The following is a 21,982-nucleotide window of genomic DNA, read 5'->3' on the forward strand; positions in this document are numbered from 1 at the left end:
CAAAAACAATTAAGAGGCTAGGACTTTTGTCCTAGCCTCTTCTTAAAATAGATTCAAGATTTTACCTAAGAAATAAAGCAAAAGCAAGAGATAAGAGAGGGCTGCACTCATCTGATAGGTTCGGTTCATAAAACGAGCTTCCCCTCTTACTGGAAAGACATAAGCCAACATGACCCCAGCTACTAAGCCACCGATGTGCCCCGCCATACTGATTCCTGGCATGAAGCTAAAGATCAAATTGACCACAATCAAGCTGGTATAGGACTGACTCAAGTGGCGAATATAGGGACTTTGGACAATAAAGCGCAGCGCACCAATGGTCCCAAACAGTCCAAAGAGGGCTGTAGAAGCTCCTGCTGCAATCACATCTGGCGTAAAAATAGCAACAAAGACATTACCCATCATGCCTGATAAGAGATAAAGAGCTAAGAAAGCCTTCGATCCAAAGAGATCTTCTGCCAAACGTCCTAAGTAATAGAGGGTGATCATATTGAGCACAAAATGTTCTAGGCCGATATGAACAAATGTAGCTGTCACTATTCGCCATAACTGGCTAGGATCGACTTTCACAACCTCTCCAATAATACCACCGCTATAGTAAATAGCAGCACCTGTTTGGTAGTCGCCTCCAAATCGGATAAACATGGAAAGAAAGACTGCCGTTGTGACGAGCAACAAGAGGCTGGTCACAGGATAACGACGATCAAAGAGTAACTTCATAGACTAGCACCTCCTGAACTGCCTGATCAAACGTATCTGGCTGGAAATCCTTCTGCTGGATGGAATAAATCGTACTAACCGTTTTTCCAGTAAAATCTGCTAAATAACGATCATAATAGCCACCACCATAGCCAATTCGGTAGCCTTTTGACTGGAAGACCACGCCTGGTACATGGATCAGATCAATCTCTGACTGTTCCACAAGCTTTCCTTTTTCATTGGGCTCCAGCAAACCAAAGCGTGTCTTTTCCAAAATATTAGGATCGTATTCCACAAATTCCATTCGCCCTTGTGGATAGGTACGGGGAACACAGACGCGTTTTCCAAGTTGAAGAGCTGCTTGGATCAAGCTAGCTGTGGAAACTTCATGGTCAAAAGACAGATAGGTCGCAAGGGTCTTTGCCTCCTGAAAAGCTGGCAGCTCCAAGAGGCGCTGAGTCAGCTCTTCATCTGCTTGAGTTTTCACGGATTCTGGCAACTGTTTCATGGCTGCAATGGTTTCTTTTCGTAGTGTTTTCTTCATTCCCTACTCCTTTTGTCTAGCTTTAATTGTATCATTTTTTAGGAAAGATCCGAACAGTTTTTATACAACAAAATAAAAATCCAACTCCAGACGGAGTTGAATCATTCCTTTATTGGTTAGCTTTCATTTTCAAAAATTTACCAATGTTTTCCACAGCAAAGGGAAGGGCTGCTTCATTTGGGCTCATCTTTGGATGGTGCAAGGCATAAGGGGTATCAATTCCCAGCCAGAACATGACACCAGGGACCTTGCTCAAGAGAAAGCCGAAGTCTTCTCCTGTCATCGCAGGCAGAATATCAATCAGGTTCACGTCTTCCTCAGCTGTGAAAAAGTCCATGAGTTCTTTGGCCAATTCTGGTTGGTTTTCCACAGGCAGGTAGCCCCCTTGCTTAAGTTCCAGGTCCAATTTCACATCAAAGGCTGCTGCAACTCCTTCTGCAATGGTTTTGACCCGTTTTTGAGTCAAAAGGTTCATCTCCATGGTCAAGGTCCGAATGGTCCCATGAAGGAAGGCGGTCTCAGCAATCACATTATTGGTGGTTCCTGCATGCATGGAACCAAAGGTCACCACAGCACCTTCAATTGGATCGACATTTCGACTCACGACCGATTGGACTTGGGTAATGAAGTAAGAGGCTGCTACAAGAGCGTCATTGGCCTCATGTGGAAAGGCAGCATGTCCTCCCTTTCCTGTAAAGGTGATCTTGACTTCACAGGTCCCTGCAAAAAGGGTACCCGTATTGGTCGCAATGTCTCCCACCTTCAAATCAGGGCGTACATGCAGACCATAAAATTCATCAGGGAGCCAGTCGCCAAAAGCATTGTCCTTATACATGAGCATCCCACCAGCCTCATTTTCTTCAGCTGGTTGGAAGAGAAAGAGCAGGTTATTTTTTGGTTGCACTTGGACCAGTTGATCCAAAAGCCCTAGGGCTGTTGTCATGTGCATATCATGACCACAAGCATGCATCCGTCCTTCATGCTTAGAGGCAAAATCAAGGCCCGTTTGTTCCACAATCGGTAAACCATCGATATCTGTCCGCCAACCGATGGTTTTTTCAGGTGCAGACCCATGGAGATACACCAGGATCCCGGTCCGCCAGGTCCGTTGCTCTACAAATTCTTTGCCTTCTGTGATCTCTGCGATTCGGTCCAAGAGATAAGCTTGTGTTTCAAATTCTTCTAAGCCAATTTCAGGGATTTGGTGCAAATCCCGTCTGATTTTGATTAAATCCAATGTCATCGTTGTCTTCTTTCTATTAGAATAGAGGCCTTACGGCCTCTATACTTCATATCTTATAAATTACGCAAAGCGTCTTCCAAGGCTGTTTTTTGTTGTGTTTTTTCGTCAATTTCCTTGATGATGCGAGCTGGGACACCAGCTACAACCACATTTTCAGGGACATCTTGAGTAACGATCGCTCCAGCGGCAACGACTGAACCGTTTCCAACTTGAACTCCTTCAATCACAACAGCGTTGGCACCGACCAAGACATTGTCACCGATCCGAACAGGCTCAGCAGAAGCTGGCTCAATGACTCCTGCAAGAACGGCACCTGCACCGATGTGGCTGTTTTTACCAACAGTAGCACGGCCACCAAGGATAGCCCCCATATCAATCATGGTTCCTGCACCGATTTCAGCACCGATATTGATGACAGCACCCATCATGACAACCGCATTGTCTTCGATCGTTACTTGGTCACGGATAATAGCGCCTGGTTCAATACGCGCATTTAGGTAGCGTTTATCCAGTAATGGGACAGCTGAGTTACGGCCATCTTGTTCTACCACATAATCCTTGTTTTCAGTCAAGTTAGCAAGAAGGGGCTCGATATCTTTCCAGTCACCGAACAAAACATTGCCAAGCTTGGTAACAGAAGTAGGAACAGCTGTTGCCAATTCCCCTTCAAAGGTTACTTTCACATTGGTTTTCTTTTCTGCATTCCCAATAAAAGCGATAATTTCTTGAGCAGACATTTTTTGTGCAGTCATGAGATTCTCCATTCATTTCAATTATAGGTATCCATATTATACCACAATCCTAGTGAGATGGACACCTAAGGCGACGTGGAAGTTGATGTCGCTGAATCTTCTAGACCCTTGATTTCACTAATAGTCCGATTACTTCCAAAGTGAATAATGACGGAGCGCGAATCAGAAAGCTTATAGTAAAAGGTTAAGAAGGACTCTGAACCCAGCATACTCGACCAAGAAACACTGCTAGGAATTCCTACTGTATTCACAAGATCTGAATAGCTCGTTCCTATTTTCATATTGGCAAAATCTTCTCTGCTTAAGCTACCATTTTTATTGGCTAATCGCTCACTGTTTAAGTTTTTAAAATCAAGAGAAGATAAACGATCAACACCAATTTTTGAAAGTAAAACTGTTACGGAAGAAGGAGAGCCTTCAGTCTGATATTCCAATTGGGTCATAAAAGGACTGACACCACCTTCTTGGTAGGTTTCTTCTCCACTGCTAGCCTTCCCCAGTACAGCTACCACATCCTGTGGAGACAGAGAAGTTGAAGAGGTACGTCCTTGATCTCCCTCACTTAAACCAGGAATCAGGGAAATGGCCTTCTCATAGGTCACTTGAAACTGAAATTCCCTCTCCGGAGCAATCAAGCTACTCGTACCACCTCTCAAGGTTTCCTTTCTAGTTCCATAAGACAAGCTAGTGCTTCCATATTCACTAGTAGTAGAAGAACTATGAATACCTCCTGAAGCCAGATAGGCAAATAATCCCAGCATGGCCAATAATCCAAAAAAGGCTGCCAGCGAAGACCCTCCACTATTAGAGGAAGGAGAGTAGGTTTTCGCCCTATCCGATTGGGAGTCTAGTACAGGTTGTCTTGGTTCTGAATGCCTGCTTCCGCCTATTGAAGCCAGATCGGCTTCTGAAATCAAGCGACTCCCACCCTGGTGCTCTACTTTTTTCTCAGCTGAAGGAGACTGACCTATTGTATCTTGTGCTGGTGTTTCTGACCTTGCTTCTTTTGTTAGTGGTGTAGCAAGAACGACCTGAGCTGATTCTTCTTCAGGTGTAGCAAATGACGCTTCCTTTGAATCGTACGAATCCTCCTTCACACCAATCGCTGGTTCGTCTTTTCGTTCCTCTTCTTGTTTCACCTCTTCCTGAAAAGCAGGGACTTCTACCACTTCTGGCTCTTTTGCGAGCGTATCTTCTAGCTTCTCAGGACTTCCTTTTTCTAAGGGTGTTTCTTTCGGCTGGCCTTTCGAAAACCGACTCTGGTGCTCATTTCGTAGATGCGACCAGTCTTTATTTCCCATTGTCCTCTCCTTTTATTTAAAATGCTTCGGCTGATTTTTTTACTGTGCTGTAGATGTAGAGGAAGCTGGTGTGGTCGCTACCTCTTTCGATTTGATATCCTTGATGGTTTGCTGGCTATCAAAATGGATTTGAACCGTTTGAGAATCCGATAATTGATAAGTAAAGGAAGGTGCTTCCCCGTAACCTAAAAGTCCAGACACATCTATTTCATCTGGAATCCCTACCGTATTGAGTAGGTCTAAATAAGGCATTCCGACCTTGATAGCGGCAAAATCGTCCTTCGTCAAGCTCCCGTTCTTATTCGCAAATCGGTCACTTTTTAAGTGTTTCAAACTTAAAAAAGAGATCCTGTAAAAGGCACCTGTTTTTTCAAGAAGAACCTTCCCATCTGCATCCTTTGATTGGTAATCTAAGGTCAGCAAAAAGGGACTGGAACTGCTATCACTATACTTTGCTTCCCCACTCCTTGCTTTACCTAATGCTGCAACGACATCTTGTGGGTCTACCGTCCCAAAAGAGGTCTTTTTTTCTTCCACTGCAAAATCAGGAATAAGAGACATTGCCTTTTCATAGGTTGGCTGAAATTGAAATTCATTAGCTGAGGCGATATAAGAACTATTTTCACTGGTCAGATATTCCGTTCTGATACTATCACGTGATAAACCATTGATCCCCTCACTCGAAAAAGATGAAGAAGAGCTTTTATTAACTTCGTTTTGAAGCACAAACACAAAAGCCATTAACAAGGCGAACCACCCAAAAAATCGCAAAAGCGAACCAATCCTCTCTTTTGAGGAAGAAGGGGAAGACGCCATCGTATCTGAATGGCTTCTAGTATCCTGATGATTGTCCATCCCTATTGAAGCAAGGTCAGCTTCTGAAATCAAGCGGCTCCCACCCTGGTGAGAGGAAGCTGCCTTGATGTCTGTCCGTTGATCGTCCAATGATGTCTCCCTTCTTATACCAACACCAATTTCTTGGCTTTTTTCTTGAATTCCATCACCACTTCTGGCCTTCCTGGTACCTGGTAAGTCGCGCGATAGCCCATTCCGCCATCTGGCATTTCCCCCCAGACCAAGCGTTGAGGATTTCCTAGTTGTTTAATGAGCTGGGCGAATTCTGTCCCTTTTTTCTCTTTTTCAGTAGTGATTTCTTTCTCACTGCTTGTCTTCTCTTTTGCGTCCAACAAATTCGTCGCATCCACCATCGTCAAGCGATACCCCTGGTCTTTTTCCTGTTCAAACCACAAGGTTACACTTTTCTTGCCCTGATCGGTTTGCTTAGCCGCATAAGTCAAGACAAGAACGGTTTTATCCCCTTGAGCTGTCTTAGTGTAGCGAACTTTTTGAGCTTTTCCCCATTTAGCCACAACTGTCTCCAAGCGGGTTCCTGGTTGCTGACTCTGCTTGAGACGAACTTTTAAATTCGCCACAGCTTCGATGGTCCATTTAAACTGTTTGATTTCTTGTTCCTTGCTGACCAAATTCTTGTAATCCTTTGGCTGGAAATGAGTCAGTGTTTGGTCCTCCTTGGTATCGGTTCCCTGCTCCTGCACCTGGATGCTTGCAATCGCAAGTAACAATCCTAAAACAAAACACAAAAACGGCAGCAAGAGCTCTTTTCGATTCTTTTTCATCCACTCGATCATCTGCTTCACCCCTTCTTCGTCAAACGATACTGACCACTATGGTCACGTTCAAAGGTTAAAGAGACCAGTCCATCTGTCACCTGATAAGACAGGGCTAGGACTTGCTTGTCCTTTTCAGAGGTCAAACTAAGAGAATTGGGAAGACCTGATTTTTTCAAGACATCTTCTACTGCTGTCCCCTTTTCCTTTTTTCCATCTAGTGTCTGATAGCCTGTAAAATCTGCCAGTTTTAAGTTCTTTTTGCTCTGATAGTGAGCCGACTTGGGCGCAAAGCCTTGAATCGAGCTCAAATAAAAGGTATCATCCTGCTTTTGAAATTCTATGGTATAAGGATGAATCCCCTGCACAGGAGTCCCATAGCCTAGCTGGACTTGCGTTCCAAAAGTCGTATCTTCTTGTGTAAAACTCGCTGCTTTTCCAATTTTTTTGACGAATGCAGATAAAGTCACCCAATTTTTTTGTGTCTTTCCTTCTCCCCTTGCAAGGTCCAATGACAACAAGTCTTCTAAAGCCGGCTCTTTGGAAGAAGACGCAACAAATTGCTGGCTGTCTTCTTGCATGCGAGACAAACTCAACAAGCGATCTTTGGGCAAGGTTTTCACTGGATGAATCATAAACACCAAGCAAACACCAACCATAAAAGCCAGCAAAGCACTTGCAGCTTTTTGGAGGATCCGCTTATGATGTTCTATCCACTGTTTCATTTCTTCCATCCTTCATGCTCTTTCTATTCAAACTCTTTCTATTGTATAGAAAATTAGCGTATTTGTCTCGTCTTATCCCAAAAAAGAGGCGCTTGCCTCTTTCTTGTCTGATACTTTTAGTAGCTGTCTTTACTGCTCAAGAGAAAATCTCCATTTTCTTGGCGAATAAAGGTCAAATCCACGTAGTCCCCATTTTTCTTTTGGAAGTCCATGACCAATTCTATCTCGTCTGAATCATCAGATGAACTCACCGTCAGATTGACTGCATCACCGTATTTTTCTAAAAGCTCTTTGTAAGAGGTCCCTCCAGCACCGGTTTCACTATCTCCAACCTTGAACCCATCTGCAAAGTTATCCTCAACCGTAAGATTTTTCCCAAATTGATTAAATTCAAATTTGACAAGCTGGAATTCTTTCCCTTTCTTAGAGTAAGTCGCTTTGACCTCTTTATTATAAGAGTTATCATCCCAAAATAATTTCAATTCTCCACTTTCAAATTGAACGGAGCTAGCTTTCCCATAAGCTTCAATCATTTCCTCAGGAGTCTCCCCAGCATCACTTCCTGTTAAAAACTGAAGTTGCTCGATATCAGACTGTTTCCAGCTAAAATCAACTTCCGCGTCTTCTGCGGTCAATTGATCCAAATCGATATTGGAAGACGAACCAGACTGGTTGCCTGACCAAGAAGTCTGCTTTCTAGATGATGACGTACTAGGGTTAACATGACCAATCAAATAGCCACTGACACCACCGATAAGGAGACCCACTAAAATCCCAAGGGCAAAACGAATCGCCTTCTTGTCAGCAGTATCCATCGGTCTTCCAACAGGAGAAAGAGGAGCTTGTGGAATAGGTATGCCAGGAATAGGTGCTGTTTGCGGACTAACTGGTTGAGCTGCTATGTTTTGAGGAGCTTGAGGCGCAGGCTGGAATGGAGGAGTCGGTTGGGGAGCAACAACTACATCTGGATGTTCTCCAACAGTTGCTTCATCCACCTTTGGAAGCTCCACTGCTTCTGAAATAGCTGGCTTGTCTGCCTCTTCTTTCATTGCTTCCGTCTCCGTCACTGAAAGGCCACTAGCTTCTGGAACGACCAAGTCTTCGGCTTCTTCTTTTGGGACAAAGGCTGGCGCAGCCACATCAAATTGAGGCGCACCCTCTACGGGAGTATCTTTCATAAATTGTTCTTGATCTTTCTCGGACATTTCGAATTCTCCTTTTTATTCTTCTCTTCTACTATAACATAAAACCAAGCAAGGACCAACTCCTGTCTGTTTAGACTGAAAAAGATCGGACCTTTTAGAAACTTCTATTAAAATTTCTTTCGAAGGGTGACAATCGCAATCAGATTACCATATGATCGAGAAACATAACTAGATCGTGTTTTTATAATTAATTCCAGGGGACAAAAATATGAGTTTGTTTAGCAAATAAAAAAACGATCTTTTTCAAGATCGTTTTGTCTATTGATTAAAGACGAGCGTTGAGTTCTGCTCCAAGTTCTTCAAATCCTGGTTTACCAAGAAGGGCAAACATATTTTTCTTGTAGGCTTCAACACCTGGTTGGTCAAATGGGTTGATCGCATTCAAGTAACCTGAAAGGGCGATAGCCAATTCGAAGAAGTAGATGGCATAACCAAGAGTGAAGGCATCTTGCTCAGGAAGAGTCACGTACATGTTTGGCACGTCACCGTCAGTGTGGGCAAGAAGAACACCGTCAGTTGCTTTTTTGTTTACGAAGTCAACGTCTTTTCCTTGAAGGTAACCAAGTCCATCAAGGTCTTCTTCCAATGTAGGGATGATCACGTTCTTACGTGGTTTGTCCACACGGACAACTGTTTCAAACATGATACGAGTTCCTTCTTGGATAAACTGACCCAATGAGTGCAAGTCTGTTGAGAAGTTAGCTGAAGTTGGGTAAATACCTTTTTGGTCTTTTCCTTCTGACTCACCAGCCAATTGTTTCCACCATTCTGAGAAGTATTGAAGTGATGGCTCGTAGTTTACCAAGATTTCAGTTGCATATCCTTTACGGTAAAGGATGTTACGAACTGCTGCGTATTGGTAAGCTTCGTTTTCAGAAAGTTTGTCTGATGTATAATCTTTACGAGCAGCATTCGCACCTTCCATAAGGGCTTTGATATCTGCGCCTGATGCAGCGATTGGAAGCAATCCAACTGCTGTCAAGACTGAGAAACGTCCACCGATGTCATCTGGAACAACAAATGTTTCCCAACCGTTAGCATCTGCTTCAACCTTAACAGCACCTTTTTGGCGGTCAGTTGTAGCATAGATCCGTTTGTTAGCTTCTTCTTGACCATATTTCTTCACCAAGAGTTCTTTGAAGACACGGAAAGCGATGGCTGGTTCAGTTGTTGTACCTGATTTAGAAATCACGTTTACTGAGAAATCTTTATCTGCTACGTACTCTACCAAGTCAGCAAGGTAAGTTGATGAGATTGAGTTTCCAGCATAAAGGATTTGTGGTGCTTTGCGTTCTTCTTTTGTTTGCAAGTTTGCAAAGTGGTGGTTCAAGAAGTCAATCGCTGCTTTCGCACCAAGGTATGATCCACCGATACCGATAACGACCAAAACATCGCTGTCTGATTTGATTTGTTCAGCAGCTTTCAAGATGCGGTCAAATTCTTCGCGGTCGTAATTTTCAGGAAGGTCCAACCAACCTAGGAAGTCACTACCAGCACCTGTTCCTTTACGGATCAATTCATCAGCTGCAGTCACTTGTGGTTGCATGTATTCCACTTCATGTGGGGCAACAAATTTACCCAAAACTTTTGAGTAGTCAAATTTAATATGAGACATGTTATTCCTCCAAATTTTGTTCTTCTCTATGATATCGCTTTACACGGATTTAATCAAGGGAAACCAATCTATAAAACGTTTTCATTTGCTAAATTTTTTATTTTCACAAATCAAGCAATGACGCAATGGCAATCGTTTGCATATTTGCACTATTTTTGGCTAGAAAATCAAAAAAAAGAAGCTTCTCACGAAACTCTATTTTTTCTCTTTTATTCTATGAATAAGAAAGTCATTTCTACATGACTCTGGTGAGTGATAGCCCTCACGTCGCTTCGCTCCTCAGGGTCAATATCTCTAAGCTCGGTTGCGCCTTACAGGATAATTTCATTTTACGCTATAGCCCTCACGTCGCTTTGCTCCTCAGGGTCAATATCTCTAAGCTCATCTGCGACTTTCAGGATAATTTCATTTTACGCTATAGCCCTCACGTCGCTTCGCTCCTCAGGATCAATATCTCTAAGCTCGGTCGCGCCTTACAGGCTTACCTCACTAAGAGCAATAGAAAAGAGCACACAGTTCACTTCGCTTAGGGCTGCTGGATTCCTCCCCTGACCCGCTTCACGCAGAACTGTTGCTCCGATAGGTATTATATCATAATTTGTTCGATTTGCAAAGGTCCGGTTTTTATTCTTGTGTTTCGACCTTGGCTGCGAGCTTGGCTTGTTTTTTTCGTTCCCGACCTTGGCGGAAGAAGGTCTGCATGATGGCTGCACATTCTGCTTCCAAGATTCCTGTTTCCACTTCCACCCGGTGATTGAGGCGCTCATCTGTCAAAATGTCATAGAGACTCCCTGCTCCGCCAAACTTTTGATTGGTCGCTCCGTAAATCACCTGGGGAATCCGAGCTAGTCCAATGGCACCGCTACACATAACACAGGGCTCAATCGTGACAAAAAGCGTCGTATCCAGCAGGCGCCAGCTATTTTCACGCTGATTGGCCTTCTCGATCGCCATGATTTCCGCATGCATGACCGCCCGCTGCAGCTCCTCACGCGCATTATGTCCACGCCCGATAATCTGACCATCCTTGACCAAGACACAGCCAATCGGTATTTCATCATTGGCGAGGGCAATCTCCGCCTCCTTCAGGGCTTCCCTCATAAACATCGCTTTTTCCTCTATCGTGTAGTCCATCTCTTCCTTCTTCCTTTTAGTTTCTTTGTTCATTATACCATAGGCAGCTTACGACTCACAAAAAAAGCCGCCGATTGGGCGACTCTTATGGGAGATTATTATGAAAAAGTTTAGGAGGTTTAAACAAAGTTAGGAGGTCTTTGTTTATGCTTCTAGTATAGCTGGCCTATCTTAAATAAAGCTTAAGTTCTCTGAGTATTGATGATTTTGGAAATATCACCACTTAGAATCTCAAAAATATCTGACAAATTGCTGGCTTACTACTATCCGCTTTGTCGCAGAACCAACTATTGTGGCATCGCTCATCCTTTACGTAACTCAAGGATTTGGTCATAGCGCTCTTCTTCATCAATATGATGGGCTATTTCTAGTACCGTGATCGGCAAAGAAAAGATTAGGTCTCTAACCAGACGACTATTTTTTTCGTCCAAAGCTGATGTCACTTCGTCCGCTAATAAAATATCCTTCTCGCGTAAGAGAAAACGAGCCAACTCTAATCTGACACGCTGACCTCCTGAAATGTTTTCACCATTATTATGAATTTCTACATTCAAAATATCCTGAAATTCATCTATTAAGCCAACTCGGTCCAATACCTCCAATAATTCATGGTCCTGAAAAGGCTGACCAAAAGTTAGATTATAGCGGATAGTATCGTTAAACAGGAAGGGATGCTGGCTAATTAAACCGATATTCCCTTGGAAATGACTCGTTATTTGATTTCCATCATACTGAACGAAAATGTCACCCTCATCACATACTTCTTCTCCTAAAATCAAGCGAAAAAGAGTCGTCTTTCCAGACCCGCTCGGTCCTTTGATTAAGACCTTCTGACCTACTGAAATCGTCGCCGTCAAATCAGAAAAAAGCTGACGTTCAGCAAAACTTTTTGAAATATGATTTAAGCGCAACGATTCGAGATTTTCAACAAATTGATCCTTTGTCTCTTCGAAATCAGGTTCTTCCTCGATAATCTTAAACAGGCGGTTCGCAGTCGGCAAGGCACCTTGGAGATTGGCTGCACTGTACATCAGAGTTTGGATCGGTTCTACCAGCATCCCCGCAGCAACATACATAGAGATGAGGCTTGTAATAGAAATAGAATTTCCCTGTAAACTCAAATAAAAGCCTAAAGCAAGAGGAACAACCTGACTAAAAAAGACCATAAATCCATTAAAGAAAAAAATAATATTATGTGTGAAACAAAATCTTTGGATGGCTTTTTGATATTCTCCGTTTAAATCATTCACGCGCTCTTCATTCAGCCTCATGGCCTGATTAATCCGTAAGGTTTGGCTGCCTTGCATACTATCCGAGACAAGCCCATGTAATTTCGTTCTAAGCTTGGACCAGCTGTCTCCCGAATCTTGTAAACGACGATTCATGATGAACTGAGGAATAGGTCTCATAATCGTAAAAATGACAAAAATAAGTCCTAAGAGAAAATTTTGTGAAACAATATAAATGGCTGTAACAAGGGCGACAAATCCCCAACTCACCATAACATTTATATTTTCCAAATAATTATCGCCCACATATTCCATATCTTGAGTTAGCAGACTAACTTTTTCATCATTGGAAAATTTAGGATTCAATATGACTTTCTTAAATAAAAGGGCACGGACACTTTTGTTGATTTCTCTTCGGAATATATTGTGCGAATGGTTTGAAAACAGCATCAGACTATAAATAACAAGATAGACAGACAAACCAAATAAAACAAAATTGAGAATTTTTCCATAAGAAAGGCCGTCTTGATCTAACTTCAAGGCCTTCGTTAAAATCAGAGGTTGCGCCAACACCAAACCACTATTCACAATACGCCCTAAAAAAATAGGAAAAAGATACTTCTTATCAATGTACTTATAAATATTTCTCATAATTATCATCCATCAAAATAGAGGGCTAGCACAACCCTCTTCTCTAATTTATTTAAAATCGTGATTATTTACAATCACAATTATAGTTAAATACTCTAGGTTTAGCATTCATTTTGTCATCGAATTTGTTATTCACTTTAACCTTCACCGAAAATTACAATCTCCATGTGTCAAAATTGTTAGTTCCAATAATTCAGCATCTGTATCGCTTATTTTAGATAGATACTTTTCGACCTCATACTCACCCTCACTTAAATATTTATTTTTATCAAGATAAGCATGAAACTCTTTCCTAATCACATCATTGCTGTCGACTACTCTATTCAATTCATTCGTAAGAAAAAATGAATGATTGGTTTTAGTATTAAAATACAACGTACCATCATCAGTACTATATTTTAATATATATCGTGACAAATTCATATTATCACCTCTTAATCTGTGTGACTTAACCTACAGTAAGTATACACCGATAGAAATATTAAATAAAGCAATATTCAGCAGATTAGAAAAGTTCCAACTTTTAATATTTTGGAAAAGGTTATCCTATAAAAGCTGCAATTTCGCCAACTTCTTGAGCAATATAGGTGGCGCCGGCTTCTTCCAATTCTCCCCTGCTTCCAAAGCCATAAAGGACACCGATAGAATCAAGCTTTTGCGCTTGAGCGCCAAGCACATCGTGCTCCCTGTCTCCAATCATGATGGTATGCGCCAAATCTGTAATCCCATTTTGCTCCAAGGCATACTGGATAACATCGCTTTTTTTACTACGTTTTCTATCCATGGTCGCACCAGCGACAAAGTCAAAATAATCATACAAACCAAAGTGTTTGAGAATTTGAATGGAAAATTCTTCAGGCTTTGACGTAGCTACAATCAACTGTTTGCCAGCCTGCTTGAGAGAAGCCAGCAAGTCAGGAACGCCTAGATAGACCTCATTTTCATAAAGGCCTTTTTCGGAAAAATACTCATGATAGTAGTCAATGGCCTTTAAACATTCTTCCTTAGAAAATCCATAAAAGCGCTCAAAAGACTCCTGCAAGGGCGGACCGATGAAAACTCTCAATGCTTTCTTGTCTGGCACTTGAATCCCATATTTTCCTAAGGCATAGGCCACCGAGTTGGTAATCCCTAGTTCTGAATTGGTCAAGGTGCCGTCTAGGTCAAATAAAATCGTTTGATACATTTTTTCCTCTTTCTGCTTTCAAAAAGAGGCTGGGACAAAAGTCCTAGCCTCTCAATTATTTTTGGTTTGTCGAGCAAGACGCAGTGGTTGAGCGAGCTCTACTACACTGGTTTCATCAGCTTTTACAGCCCTACTCAACTGTGCGGAGGTGTGACGACGAAATCGAATTCTAACGAATGACCAATTTCTGTCCCACTCTCTTATCTTCATTTGCTTATAAACTAGACCAAACACTTTCCAAGATATTGGTTTGCTCGCGACCTGGTCCGACTGAGAAGGTCGAAATGCGGACTCCAACCAGTTCGCTGACACGGCGAACATAATTGCGGGCATTTTCTGGCAGGTCTTCTAGGCTGCGGACACCAGTGATGTCTTCTGACCAACCTGGCAATTCTTCATAGATCGGCTTGCAGCGCTTGAGCTGCTCCAGACTTGCTGGGTAATGGTCGATTCTTTGACCGTCCAAATCGTAGGCTACACAGATTTTGACTGTATCTAGACCACTCAAAACGTCAATGGAGTTGAGGGAAAGGTTGGTAATTCCTGATACGCGGCGGCTGTGGCGCATAACAACGGAGTCAAACCAGCCCACCCGACGCGGACGGCCAGTCGTTGTACCGTATTCATGCCCCACTTCACGGATGCGCTCGCCCACTTCATCAAACAGCTCTGTTGGGAATGGTCCATCACCGACACGGCTAGTGTAGGCTTTACATACACCGACAACCTTGTCGATCTTGCTTGGGCCGACACCTGATCCGATGGTCACCCCACCTGCAACAGGGTTTGATGAAGTAACAAACGGATAAGTTCCTTGGTCGATATCCAGCATAACCCCTTGAGCTCCTTCGAAGAGCACGCGCTTGCCGTTATCCAAAGCATCGTTCAAGATGACAGAAGTATCGGTTACATATTGCTTGATTTGTTGACCATATTCATAGTATTCTTCGAAGATATCGTCAAATGACAGAGCCTCTGCATCATAGAGTTTGGTAAATTGACGGTTCTTTTCTTCCAAGTTGATGCGAAGACGTTCCGCAAAGACGTCGCGGTCCAAAAGGTCCGCAATCCGGATTCCCACACGCGCAGCCTTGTCCATGTAGGCTGGTCCAATCCCTTTGATGGTCGTTCCGATTTTGTTGTCGCCTTTAGACTCTTCTTGGAGACGGTCCAATTCGATATGGTAAGGAAGGATGACATGGGCACGGTCAGAGATGCGAAGGCTGTCCGTTGATACTCCTTCTTCATGGAGATAAGCCAACTCTTTGACCAATGATTTAGGGTTGACCACCACGCCGTTTCCGATGACAGAGATCTTTTCAGGGAAGAAGATACCAGAAGGAATCAAGTGCAACTTGAACTTTTTGCCGTCGATTACGATGGTGTGTCCGGCATTGTCCCCACCTTGATAGCGAGCAATGACTTCTGCATTGGCTGATAGGAAGTCTGTAATCTTCCCTTTTCCTTCATCACCCCATTGGGTTCCTACTACAACAACTGATGTCATAATTCTTTTTCATATACCATAGATAGTTCCCTATCTATGCCTTTCTTCAAACTAGGGGCAGGAGTCTCACCTGCAAGTTTGTCTTACACTCTATTATAAGAAATTTCCTCGTTTTTTTCAAGGTCGGCTATTTCTTTACTTGGTTTTTTACCCTTAAAATCCGCTTCTCATTTTCCGAACATCCATCTTTTGATCGTCATTTTAAACGTTAAAGAATGATTGTTCGTCTTTTGCCTTCTTTACTTCCTAAAACAGATCCTATTCTATTCAGTTTCTAAGCGAAGCTCTCCCCTGAAAGATTTTATCCCTTCACCGTCTAAATAAATCAAGTTACTCCCTTCACCTCTTTCCCTTTTTTATGCTAAAATAGAAGCTATGGACAAAATTATTAAAACTATCTCAGAAAGTGGCGCTTTTCGTGCCTATGTACTAGACAGTACAGAAACTGTACGAACAGCCCAAGAAAAACATCACACACAAGCTAGCTCCACGGTCGCACTTGGCCGTACCCTCATTGCCAGTCAAATCTTGGCGGCAAACGAGAAAGGAGATACTAAAATTACGGTCAAAGTCCTTGGAACTAGCTCACTCGGAGCCATCATCACCGTGGCAGATACCAAGGGAAATGTTAAAGGCTACGTGCAAAATCCTGGAGTGGATATCAAAAAGACTGCGACTGGTGAAGTTCTGGTGGGACCATTTGTCGGAAACGGGGAATTCCTAGTGATTACCGACTACGGCACAGGCAATCCTTATCATTCCATGACACCTCTCGTCACTGGAGAAATCGGTGAAGACCTAGCTTATTACTTGACTGAAAGCCAACAAACGCCATCTGCGGTTGGGCTCAATGTCCTCCTTGATGAAGAAGACAAGGTCAAGGTTGCCGGTGGTTTCTTGGTGCAGGTCTTGCCAAATGCCAAGGAAGAAGAAATTGCCAGCTTTGAAAAACGGATCCAAGAAATGCCGGCCATTTCTACCCTTTTAGCCTCTGACGACCATATTGAAGCCCTTCTTACTGCCATCTATGGTGACGAACCATACAAGCGTCTCTCAGAAGAAGAGATCCGCTTCCAGTGTGACTGTAGCAAGGAACGCTTCATGAATGCCTTGGCAAGCTTACCAGCCAAAGACCTTCAAGAAATGAAGGACGAAGACCATGGCGCGGAAATCGCTTGCCAATTCTGTCAGACAACTTACCACTTTGATGAAAACGACTTGGAGGAACTCATTCGTGACAAATCTTAATACACCTTTTATGATTGGGAACGTCGAGATCCCAAACCGGACGGTCCTAGCCCCCATGGCCGGTGTGACCAACTCAGCTTTCCGGACCATTGCGAAAGAACTCGGAGCTGGCCTTGTGGTCATGGAAATGGTCTCTGATAAAGGGATCCAATACAACAACGAAAAGACCCTGCATATGCTCCATATCGATGAGGGAGAAAATCCAGTATCAATCCAGCTCTTTGGGAGCGACGAAGATAGCTTAGCACGCGCAGCAGAATTTATCCAAGAAAATACCAAAACTGATATCGTTGATATCAACATGGGCTGCCCAGTTAATAAGATCGTCAAAAACGAGGCTGGTGCCATGTGGCTCAGGGACCCTGATAAGATTTACTCTATTATCAACAAGGTTCAATCTGTCCTTGATATCCCTCTCACTGTCAAAATGCGTACAGGCTGGTCTGACCCATCCCTAGCAGTCGAGAATGCCCTTGCTGCAGAAGCTGCAGGTGTTTCTGCCCTTGCTATGCACGGACGGACCCGGGAGCAAATGTACACTGGTCATGCAGACCTTGAGACCCTTCACAAGGTTGCACAAGCTCTGACCAAGATTCCATTTATCGCAAACGGAGATATCCGTACAGTTCAAGACGCCAAACAACGGATCGAAGAAGTCGGTGCTGATGCGGTCATGATTGGTCGCGCTGCTATGGGCAATCCTTATCTCTTCAACCAAATCAATCACTACTTTGAAACAGGAGAAATCCTGCCTGATTTGACTTTTGAAGACAAGATGAAGATCGCTTACGAACACTTGAAACGCTTGATCGATCTCAAAGGTGAGCACATTGCCGTTCGTGAATTCCGTGGCCTCGCTCCTCACTACCTCCGTGGTACCTCAGGTGCAGCCAAACTCCGCGGAGCCATCTCTCAAGCCAGTACCCTTGCTGAAATTGAAGAACTCTTACAATTAAAAGCATAGAAATACAAAAAGCAGGACCTCATGTGAGGTCCTGTACTATTTTTAAATAAGTTAAGCAATTCGGCAAAGAAATATAAATATGTTTTAATTTTTTGAGCGAATCAAAAAAATACCGAAACTTTCCGCTGTGAGAAAAGTGCCTGAAACACAATTGTTTCAGGCACTCGGGAGTTTTGAGACCTTAGGCTCAAAACTAAGTCATGGAACTTCTTCGAAGTTCGCTGACGTCCGTACTCACCTAAGGAAAGTTTCTAAGATGGCTTTGTCATTAATCTAAAACAGGATCTCACACGGGGTCCTGTTTCTATAGATTGTCTGTTTGCAGGCCGAGTTGTTTGACTCTGGCGGTGTAGTAGGTCATGATCAAAAAGAGGTTCACTGTGATCAGCCAGATGGCCCATTGGTGAATGAAATGCATGAGGATGGCTACGCTAATAGCTCCTGCAACAAAGCTCCCAACGACAATCCCGTAATTCATGGCTTGACGCCGATACTCGTCCAAATCTCCCTTTCCTCGAGTGATTCGGTACAAGGCCGTCAGCATCTTGCGGTAATTTCCAGAAGTCATAAAGATCACATAAGGGTGATTTTCGATGAGGCTCCCTGTAAAGGTCAACATCATCATCCCTGTCCCAAAAGCAATAAAGGGAACTTCTACAGGTGGTATGACAGACACCAAGGGAATCAGGAGTGTCACCACAAACAAAGGAATTAACATCTTGGTCCGCCAAAAGGCTGTCTTGCGATACTCTTTGATATGGAGGGCAACCACAAAGCCGATCGAGAAAAATAAAATAGATGAAAAACGCATGATGGTATTTTCGACACGGGGATCGTGCCAATCAGCGATGAGAAGCAGGAGGTTCCCAGTTTGAGTCGCGACCAAACTCCGGTAGTGCATGTGGCAAAAAACATCAAGGCCCCCTCCGATAAAACCAAGCAGAGCCCCCATCAGTCGTGTATTTTGCGGTAAAATTATTTTTTCTTCCATAGTCTTGTCTCTTTTGATTTCAATTATGATTATTATACCACTTTGCACACAAGTGGAGCAGGAAAAATCAGAAAAAGCCCTTCCGTTACTAAAAGTAAGGGAGGGCTGATAGAATGAACTCCGCTCGATCTACTGTTTTAGACGGTAGGTCTTGCGTGGTTTTTTCTTAGGTACCCGCTTGACGCCCACTTCTTCCACGAATTCTCCGAATTTTACGAGGAAGTTATTACTAACGATGGGACGTCCAGGATTGATCAGATTGACCAATTCGGTTGCTTCATAAACGGTGAAAGGCTCCTCTAACAGATAGAGGAAGGTTGGATTCCAGTCTAGACGCCCCTGAATCCGCTTGATCGATTCTTGAATAATCTGGTAGTGGTCAAAGGCAAAATCAGAAGCAGCTAAGGGTTCTCCATCGAGCAAACACTGGGACTTTTTGAAATCGACATCGAGAAAAACGACTTCCTTGGCATCATCACCTGCATGGGCTAAGTCTACTGCTTCTGCTGGCAGATAGACCAGATGAGCGATGGTAATGACCCAGCCTCTGGGATCCCGCCCAGGGGTGGAAACCGTCATGAGCTGCTCCACCTTATTAACTGGAAGATCGAGCCCGACTTCTTCTTTGACCTCTCGAATACAAGCATGGGTTGCATCTTCATCCTTGTTCACAAAGCCCCCCACCAAGGCTAGGCGGTGTTGATATGGGTGGGCCTTGCGGCGAATGGCTAAAAGCTTGAGCTGTCCATCAACAAAACAGTAAGCTACCATGTCCGCTGTGACACTTGGAGTTTCATAAGTCGGCAGGTCTTGCTCCTTGTACCACTTGAGAAAGTCTGCTTCACTAGCGGCCGTCTCAAAATACTCTTTCTCCGTCATTCCTGCTGGAATTGAGAGACTTGCCATTTAAGCCACCTCCTTCTTGAGGGCTTTGGTCCATTCTAAGAAGAAGGGAACGCTGGAAAGAAGCAGGAGATAGATCCATTGAAAGGCTGTGCGTCCTACAAAAAGGTCCTTCCACAGGAGTTTCATAATATTGACAAAGCCTTGTTTTTTCGCTTCTTGGTGAACATTTTTAAAGTCTTGGATAAAGGTTGTGAATTTTTCAGATAGGTTTTTCATAAGCTGCTCCTTAGTCGGCTTGGTAAATGGCATCGATCACCTTCTTGGCTTCTTCGTAGTTGCCGAGGTAGTCTGATGCGAGGAAAGTGGTCGGAATGTTTCCTAGGTATTGCTGGCGCAATTGGTCTAGGTAATTTGAAAAGCTGGTGCGGATGTCTTCGTCAGCCATGGTCATATCTCGGAAACCATCATTGACATAAGAGCCGATCGGCTGTACAAAGAGGATCAAATCCCATTTTTCTTTGGACAGAATACTGACAAAGAGGTTGTCGAAGGTATCGGTCATGCTGGTATTCTGGCCTTCGACTTCCATATAGTAATCGTAGTAACCCTTGGTCACCAGGGAATTAGTATCTGCGATGACAAGGCCTCGATTGGCACTACTATCGATGAGCTTAGAGGTTTGATCATACTGTCCTAAGAGTAGGTAATAGTAATCTTTTGGCGTGAGTTCATCATCCCGCACATTGTTCTTGATCTGGTATTCACGGGCATACTCAAGACTAACAGGTGCATCGTAAAAGCGAGCCAAGTCCTTTGCAAGGGTCGTTTTCCCGTTGCTGGCGCTCCCCATGATCAAGACTTTTTTCGTGAACTGGCGACGGAAGGGCTGGGCGATGTATTTCCAGTATTTGCTTGGATTTTCTCGGATCATGGTAGCAGAGATCCCGAAGCGACGCTCTTCTAAGTGAACTTCAAACCCTCTAGCTTCCAACTCTTCCTTGTAAGCTTTCTCCCCCACATAAAAGATCAACTCTTCTGTCTCTGTTTGATACTGGATGGTGTCTAGGGCTGTTTGTAACCAAGGTTCCCAACCCAAGGGATAACGAGGAAGTTCTGTCTCATCTAACTTATAGACTTGGGTCAACTCATCATTTGAGAAGGCTTCGCGGATATAACGGAAGCGTTTTTGTAAGGTCAATCCCACTTCTTCACCACGGTCCCCTTCATAACCAGATACAATGACACGAACGCGATCACACTGACGCTTGGCCCGCTGGATCAGGTCAATATGCCCTTGATGAAGAGGCGCGAAGGTTCCAAACACCAGGGCAATTCTTTCTTTTTTCATACGAACCCCTTTTTTATAATTTTTTATAAATATATTTCTTTATGTTTTTATTATAAACTATATTTTCTATCTGTCAATAGTTTTTTATAAAAAAATATATTTTTCTTCAAACCAACAAAAAAAGATCTGAAAAGAGAAGCTTCTCCTTTCAGATCTTTCGAATTTTATTCACGAGTGAGGGAGTGGCTGACACCGTCTTTCAAAACCGTCACACTAGATACCGAGCCATCTTTTCCAACTACGATATCTAGAGTCGCTGCAGATCCATCGCCTGCTGAGAGATTAGCATGGTAATGACCATCATCCAAGGTATAGTTATAAGCGCTGATACCATAGGCTACGGGTTGGCCCCCAGGAAGTTGGATGGTTACTTGACCGCCTTGGCCAATAGTGACTCCAGTGTCGCGTTTGTCAGACCAATTCCCAGCTGCTGCAGAGAAATCCCCTGCTGCTACAGAATAGACTCCCTTGTATTGGGCATTCTCCGTCGCAGAAGCTTGCTTCTTAGCCTGAGCATGACCGTCTTCTAGACTTGGCAATTTTGCTTTCGCTGGTGTGGCTGGTGTGGCTACTTCTTTTGTTTCTTTTGTTACCGGTGCTGCTGGAGTCGCTGCTTTAGCTGGAGCTGGTGTTTGACTAGCTGCAGCTTGGTTATTTTTGCTACCAACTGTATGACTTTCTTCTGATTTGCCATCAGAGGATGACGAGGCAATCGGATCTTTACTAGTGATCACTTTTTTCTTAGAAGAAGAGCTTGTTTGTTTAACCTGACTGGTCTTTGAACTACTTGCTTCTGAAGTTTTTTCTTCTTTATTCCCGCCACACGCTCCTAGGAAAAGACTAGCTGTCAAGGCTAGGGCTGCTAGGGAAATGATTTTTTTGTTTTTCATAACAGAACCTCTTTTGTAACATTTGTAATATTTTGTAACATTATTGTAACACTTTTATATGAGGCTGTCAATAGTTTCTTAAATATTTTTCTAATTTGAAAGAAGTTTTAAGTAAGTTCCTAAACTTTAGCAAAAAAGCCGGACAAACTAGCCGACTAGAGCACGTAGACAAACTGTTCTTTTATACAAATATAATACCTCCTATAAAGATAAAAAAAATTTTATTCGTTAGGGGTACTCAATGATCTACTGAAACTTTCCGCTGTGAGAAAAGTG

Annotated in this window: 21 protein-coding genes, 1 other RNA gene and 1 pseudogene; 2 read left to right on the forward strand and 21 right to left on the reverse strand. The window is 43.3% G+C overall.

The window, feature by feature from the left end; all coding sequences use genetic code 11:
- Positions 1-42: 42 nt before the first annotated feature.
- The 16 genes from HMPREF2918_RS03500 to HMPREF2918_RS03580 form a co-directional block, all read right to left on the reverse strand.
- Complete coding sequence (locus tag HMPREF2918_RS03500) at positions 43-720, reverse strand: rhomboid family intramembrane serine protease (protein ID WP_049486372.1); 678 nt, start codon at positions 718-720, stop codon at positions 43-45.
- Positions 704-1,243 (reverse strand): 5-formyltetrahydrofolate cyclo-ligase, encoded by a 540-nt coding sequence (locus tag HMPREF2918_RS03505; RefSeq protein ID WP_049486373.1) that lies wholly within the window; start codon positions 1,241-1,243, stop codon positions 704-706. Before HMPREF2918_RS03505 ends, HMPREF2918_RS03500 begins: the two co-directional genes overlap by 17 nt.
- Before the next feature lie 109 nt (positions 1,244-1,352).
- The gene (locus HMPREF2918_RS03510) at positions 1,353-2,486 is read right to left on the reverse strand and encodes an N-acetyldiaminopimelate deacetylase (protein WP_070594600.1); all 1,134 of its coding nucleotides are present in this window, start codon (positions 2,484-2,486) and stop codon (positions 1,353-1,355) included.
- Between the two features lie 53 nt (positions 2,487-2,539).
- Positions 2,540-3,238 (reverse strand): 2,3,4,5-tetrahydropyridine-2,6-dicarboxylate N-acetyltransferase, encoded by a 699-nt coding sequence (dapD, locus tag HMPREF2918_RS03515; protein ID WP_049497728.1) that lies wholly within the window; start codon positions 3,236-3,238, stop codon positions 2,540-2,542.
- Positions 3,239-3,303: 65 nt separating this feature from the next.
- Positions 3,304-4,539: a hypothetical protein gene (locus tag HMPREF2918_RS03520; RefSeq protein WP_070594601.1), complete on the reverse strand. Its 1,236-nt coding sequence runs from the start codon at positions 4,537-4,539 to the stop codon at positions 3,304-3,306.
- 39 nt (positions 4,540-4,578) lie between these two features.
- On the reverse strand, positions 4,579-5,484 hold the full coding sequence (locus tag HMPREF2918_RS03525; RefSeq protein WP_070594602.1) for a hypothetical protein: 906 nt from the start codon (positions 5,482-5,484) through the stop codon (positions 4,579-4,581).
- Between the two features lie 14 nt (positions 5,485-5,498).
- Positions 5,499-6,176 (reverse strand): hypothetical protein, encoded by a 678-nt coding sequence (locus tag HMPREF2918_RS03530; protein WP_256263185.1) that lies wholly within the window; start codon positions 6,174-6,176, stop codon positions 5,499-5,501.
- A gap of 17 nt (positions 6,177-6,193) precedes the next feature.
- A complete protein-coding gene (locus HMPREF2918_RS03535) occupies positions 6,194-6,901 on the reverse strand; it encodes a hypothetical protein (protein ID WP_049514409.1) in 708 nt (235 codons plus the stop codon).
- Between the two features lie 107 nt (positions 6,902-7,008).
- Positions 7,009-8,097, reverse strand: a complete 1,089-nt coding sequence (locus tag HMPREF2918_RS03540) for a hypothetical protein (protein WP_070594603.1) — start codon at positions 8,095-8,097, stop codon at positions 7,009-7,011.
- Positions 8,098-8,362: 265 nt separating this feature from the next.
- Entirely contained in the window at positions 8,363-9,712 is a 1,350-nt protein-coding gene (locus HMPREF2918_RS03545) for a glucose-6-phosphate isomerase (RefSeq protein WP_049491423.1), read from the reverse strand.
- Positions 9,713-10,202: 490 nt separating this feature from the next.
- An RNA gene (ffs, locus tag HMPREF2918_RS03555) (signal recognition particle sRNA small type) lies at positions 10,203-10,298 on the reverse strand.
- A 38-nt stretch (positions 10,299-10,336) separates the two neighbouring features.
- On the reverse strand, positions 10,337-10,846 hold the full coding sequence (gene tadA, locus HMPREF2918_RS03560) for a tRNA adenosine(34) deaminase TadA (RefSeq protein WP_070594605.1): 510 nt from the start codon (positions 10,844-10,846) through the stop codon (positions 10,337-10,339).
- A gap of 302 nt (positions 10,847-11,148) precedes the next feature.
- Positions 11,149-12,726 (reverse strand): ATP-binding cassette domain-containing protein, encoded by a 1,578-nt coding sequence (locus HMPREF2918_RS03565; RefSeq protein WP_049498605.1) that lies wholly within the window; start codon positions 12,724-12,726, stop codon positions 11,149-11,151.
- A 144-nt stretch (positions 12,727-12,870) separates the two neighbouring features.
- The gene (locus HMPREF2918_RS03570; RefSeq protein WP_003009004.1) at positions 12,871-13,149 is read right to left on the reverse strand and encodes a hypothetical protein; all 279 of its coding nucleotides are present in this window, start codon (positions 13,147-13,149) and stop codon (positions 12,871-12,873) included.
- A 118-nt stretch (positions 13,150-13,267) separates the two neighbouring features.
- Positions 13,268-13,912: an HAD family hydrolase gene (locus HMPREF2918_RS03575; RefSeq protein WP_070594606.1), complete on the reverse strand. Its 645-nt coding sequence runs from the start codon at positions 13,910-13,912 to the stop codon at positions 13,268-13,270.
- A 214-nt stretch (positions 13,913-14,126) separates the two neighbouring features.
- A complete protein-coding gene (locus HMPREF2918_RS03580; RefSeq protein WP_070594607.1) occupies positions 14,127-15,419 on the reverse strand; it encodes an adenylosuccinate synthase in 1,293 nt (430 codons plus the stop codon).
- 375 nt (positions 15,420-15,794) lie between these two features.
- Between HMPREF2918_RS03580 and hslO the strand changes: the two genes are divergently transcribed.
- Both hslO and dusB read left to right on the forward strand, forming a co-directional pair.
- Positions 15,795-16,667, forward strand: coding sequence for an Hsp33 family molecular chaperone HslO (hslO, locus tag HMPREF2918_RS03585; protein ID WP_070594608.1), 873 nt, complete (start codon positions 15,795-15,797; stop codon positions 16,665-16,667).
- On the forward strand, positions 16,654-17,631 hold the full coding sequence (gene dusB / locus HMPREF2918_RS03590) for a tRNA dihydrouridine synthase DusB (RefSeq protein WP_070594609.1): 978 nt from the start codon (positions 16,654-16,656) through the stop codon (positions 17,629-17,631). The genes hslO and dusB overlap by 14 nt, the downstream gene beginning before the upstream one ends.
- A gap of 304 nt (positions 17,632-17,935) precedes the next feature.
- Here the strand turns inward: dusB and HMPREF2918_RS03595 are convergent, their stop codons facing one another.
- The 5 genes and pseudogenes from HMPREF2918_RS03595 to HMPREF2918_RS03615 all read right to left on the reverse strand — a co-directional run bounded on the left by HMPREF2918_RS03595 (position 17,936) and on the right by HMPREF2918_RS03615 (position 21,706).
- Complete coding sequence (locus HMPREF2918_RS03595; protein ID WP_070594610.1) at positions 17,936-18,622, reverse strand: YoaK family protein; 687 nt, start codon at positions 18,620-18,622, stop codon at positions 17,936-17,938.
- A gap of 129 nt (positions 18,623-18,751) precedes the next feature.
- Positions 18,752-19,528 carry an NUDIX domain-containing protein gene (locus tag HMPREF2918_RS03600; RefSeq protein ID WP_049472681.1) on the reverse strand — a complete coding sequence of 259 codons (777 nt, stop codon included), beginning with the start codon at positions 19,526-19,528 and terminating at the stop codon, positions 18,752-18,754.
- 24 nt (positions 19,529-19,552) lie between these two features.
- Positions 19,553-19,744 (reverse strand): annotated as a pseudogene (locus tag HMPREF2918_RS03605) (hypothetical protein); the annotation flags it as partial.
- A gap of 10 nt (positions 19,745-19,754) precedes the next feature.
- Positions 19,755-20,816 (reverse strand): AAA family ATPase, encoded by a 1,062-nt coding sequence (locus tag HMPREF2918_RS03610; protein ID WP_070594611.1) that lies wholly within the window; start codon positions 20,814-20,816, stop codon positions 19,755-19,757.
- A 164-nt stretch (positions 20,817-20,980) separates the two neighbouring features.
- Positions 20,981-21,706: a hypothetical protein gene (locus HMPREF2918_RS03615; protein WP_070594612.1), complete on the reverse strand. Its 726-nt coding sequence runs from the start codon at positions 21,704-21,706 to the stop codon at positions 20,981-20,983.
- Positions 21,707-21,982 lie beyond the last annotated feature (276 nt).

The sequence above is a fragment of the Streptococcus sp. HMSC065C01 genome, assembly GCF_001813525.1.
Taxonomy (GTDB): Bacteria; Bacillota; Bacilli; order Lactobacillales; family Streptococcaceae; genus Streptococcus; species Streptococcus parasanguinis_V.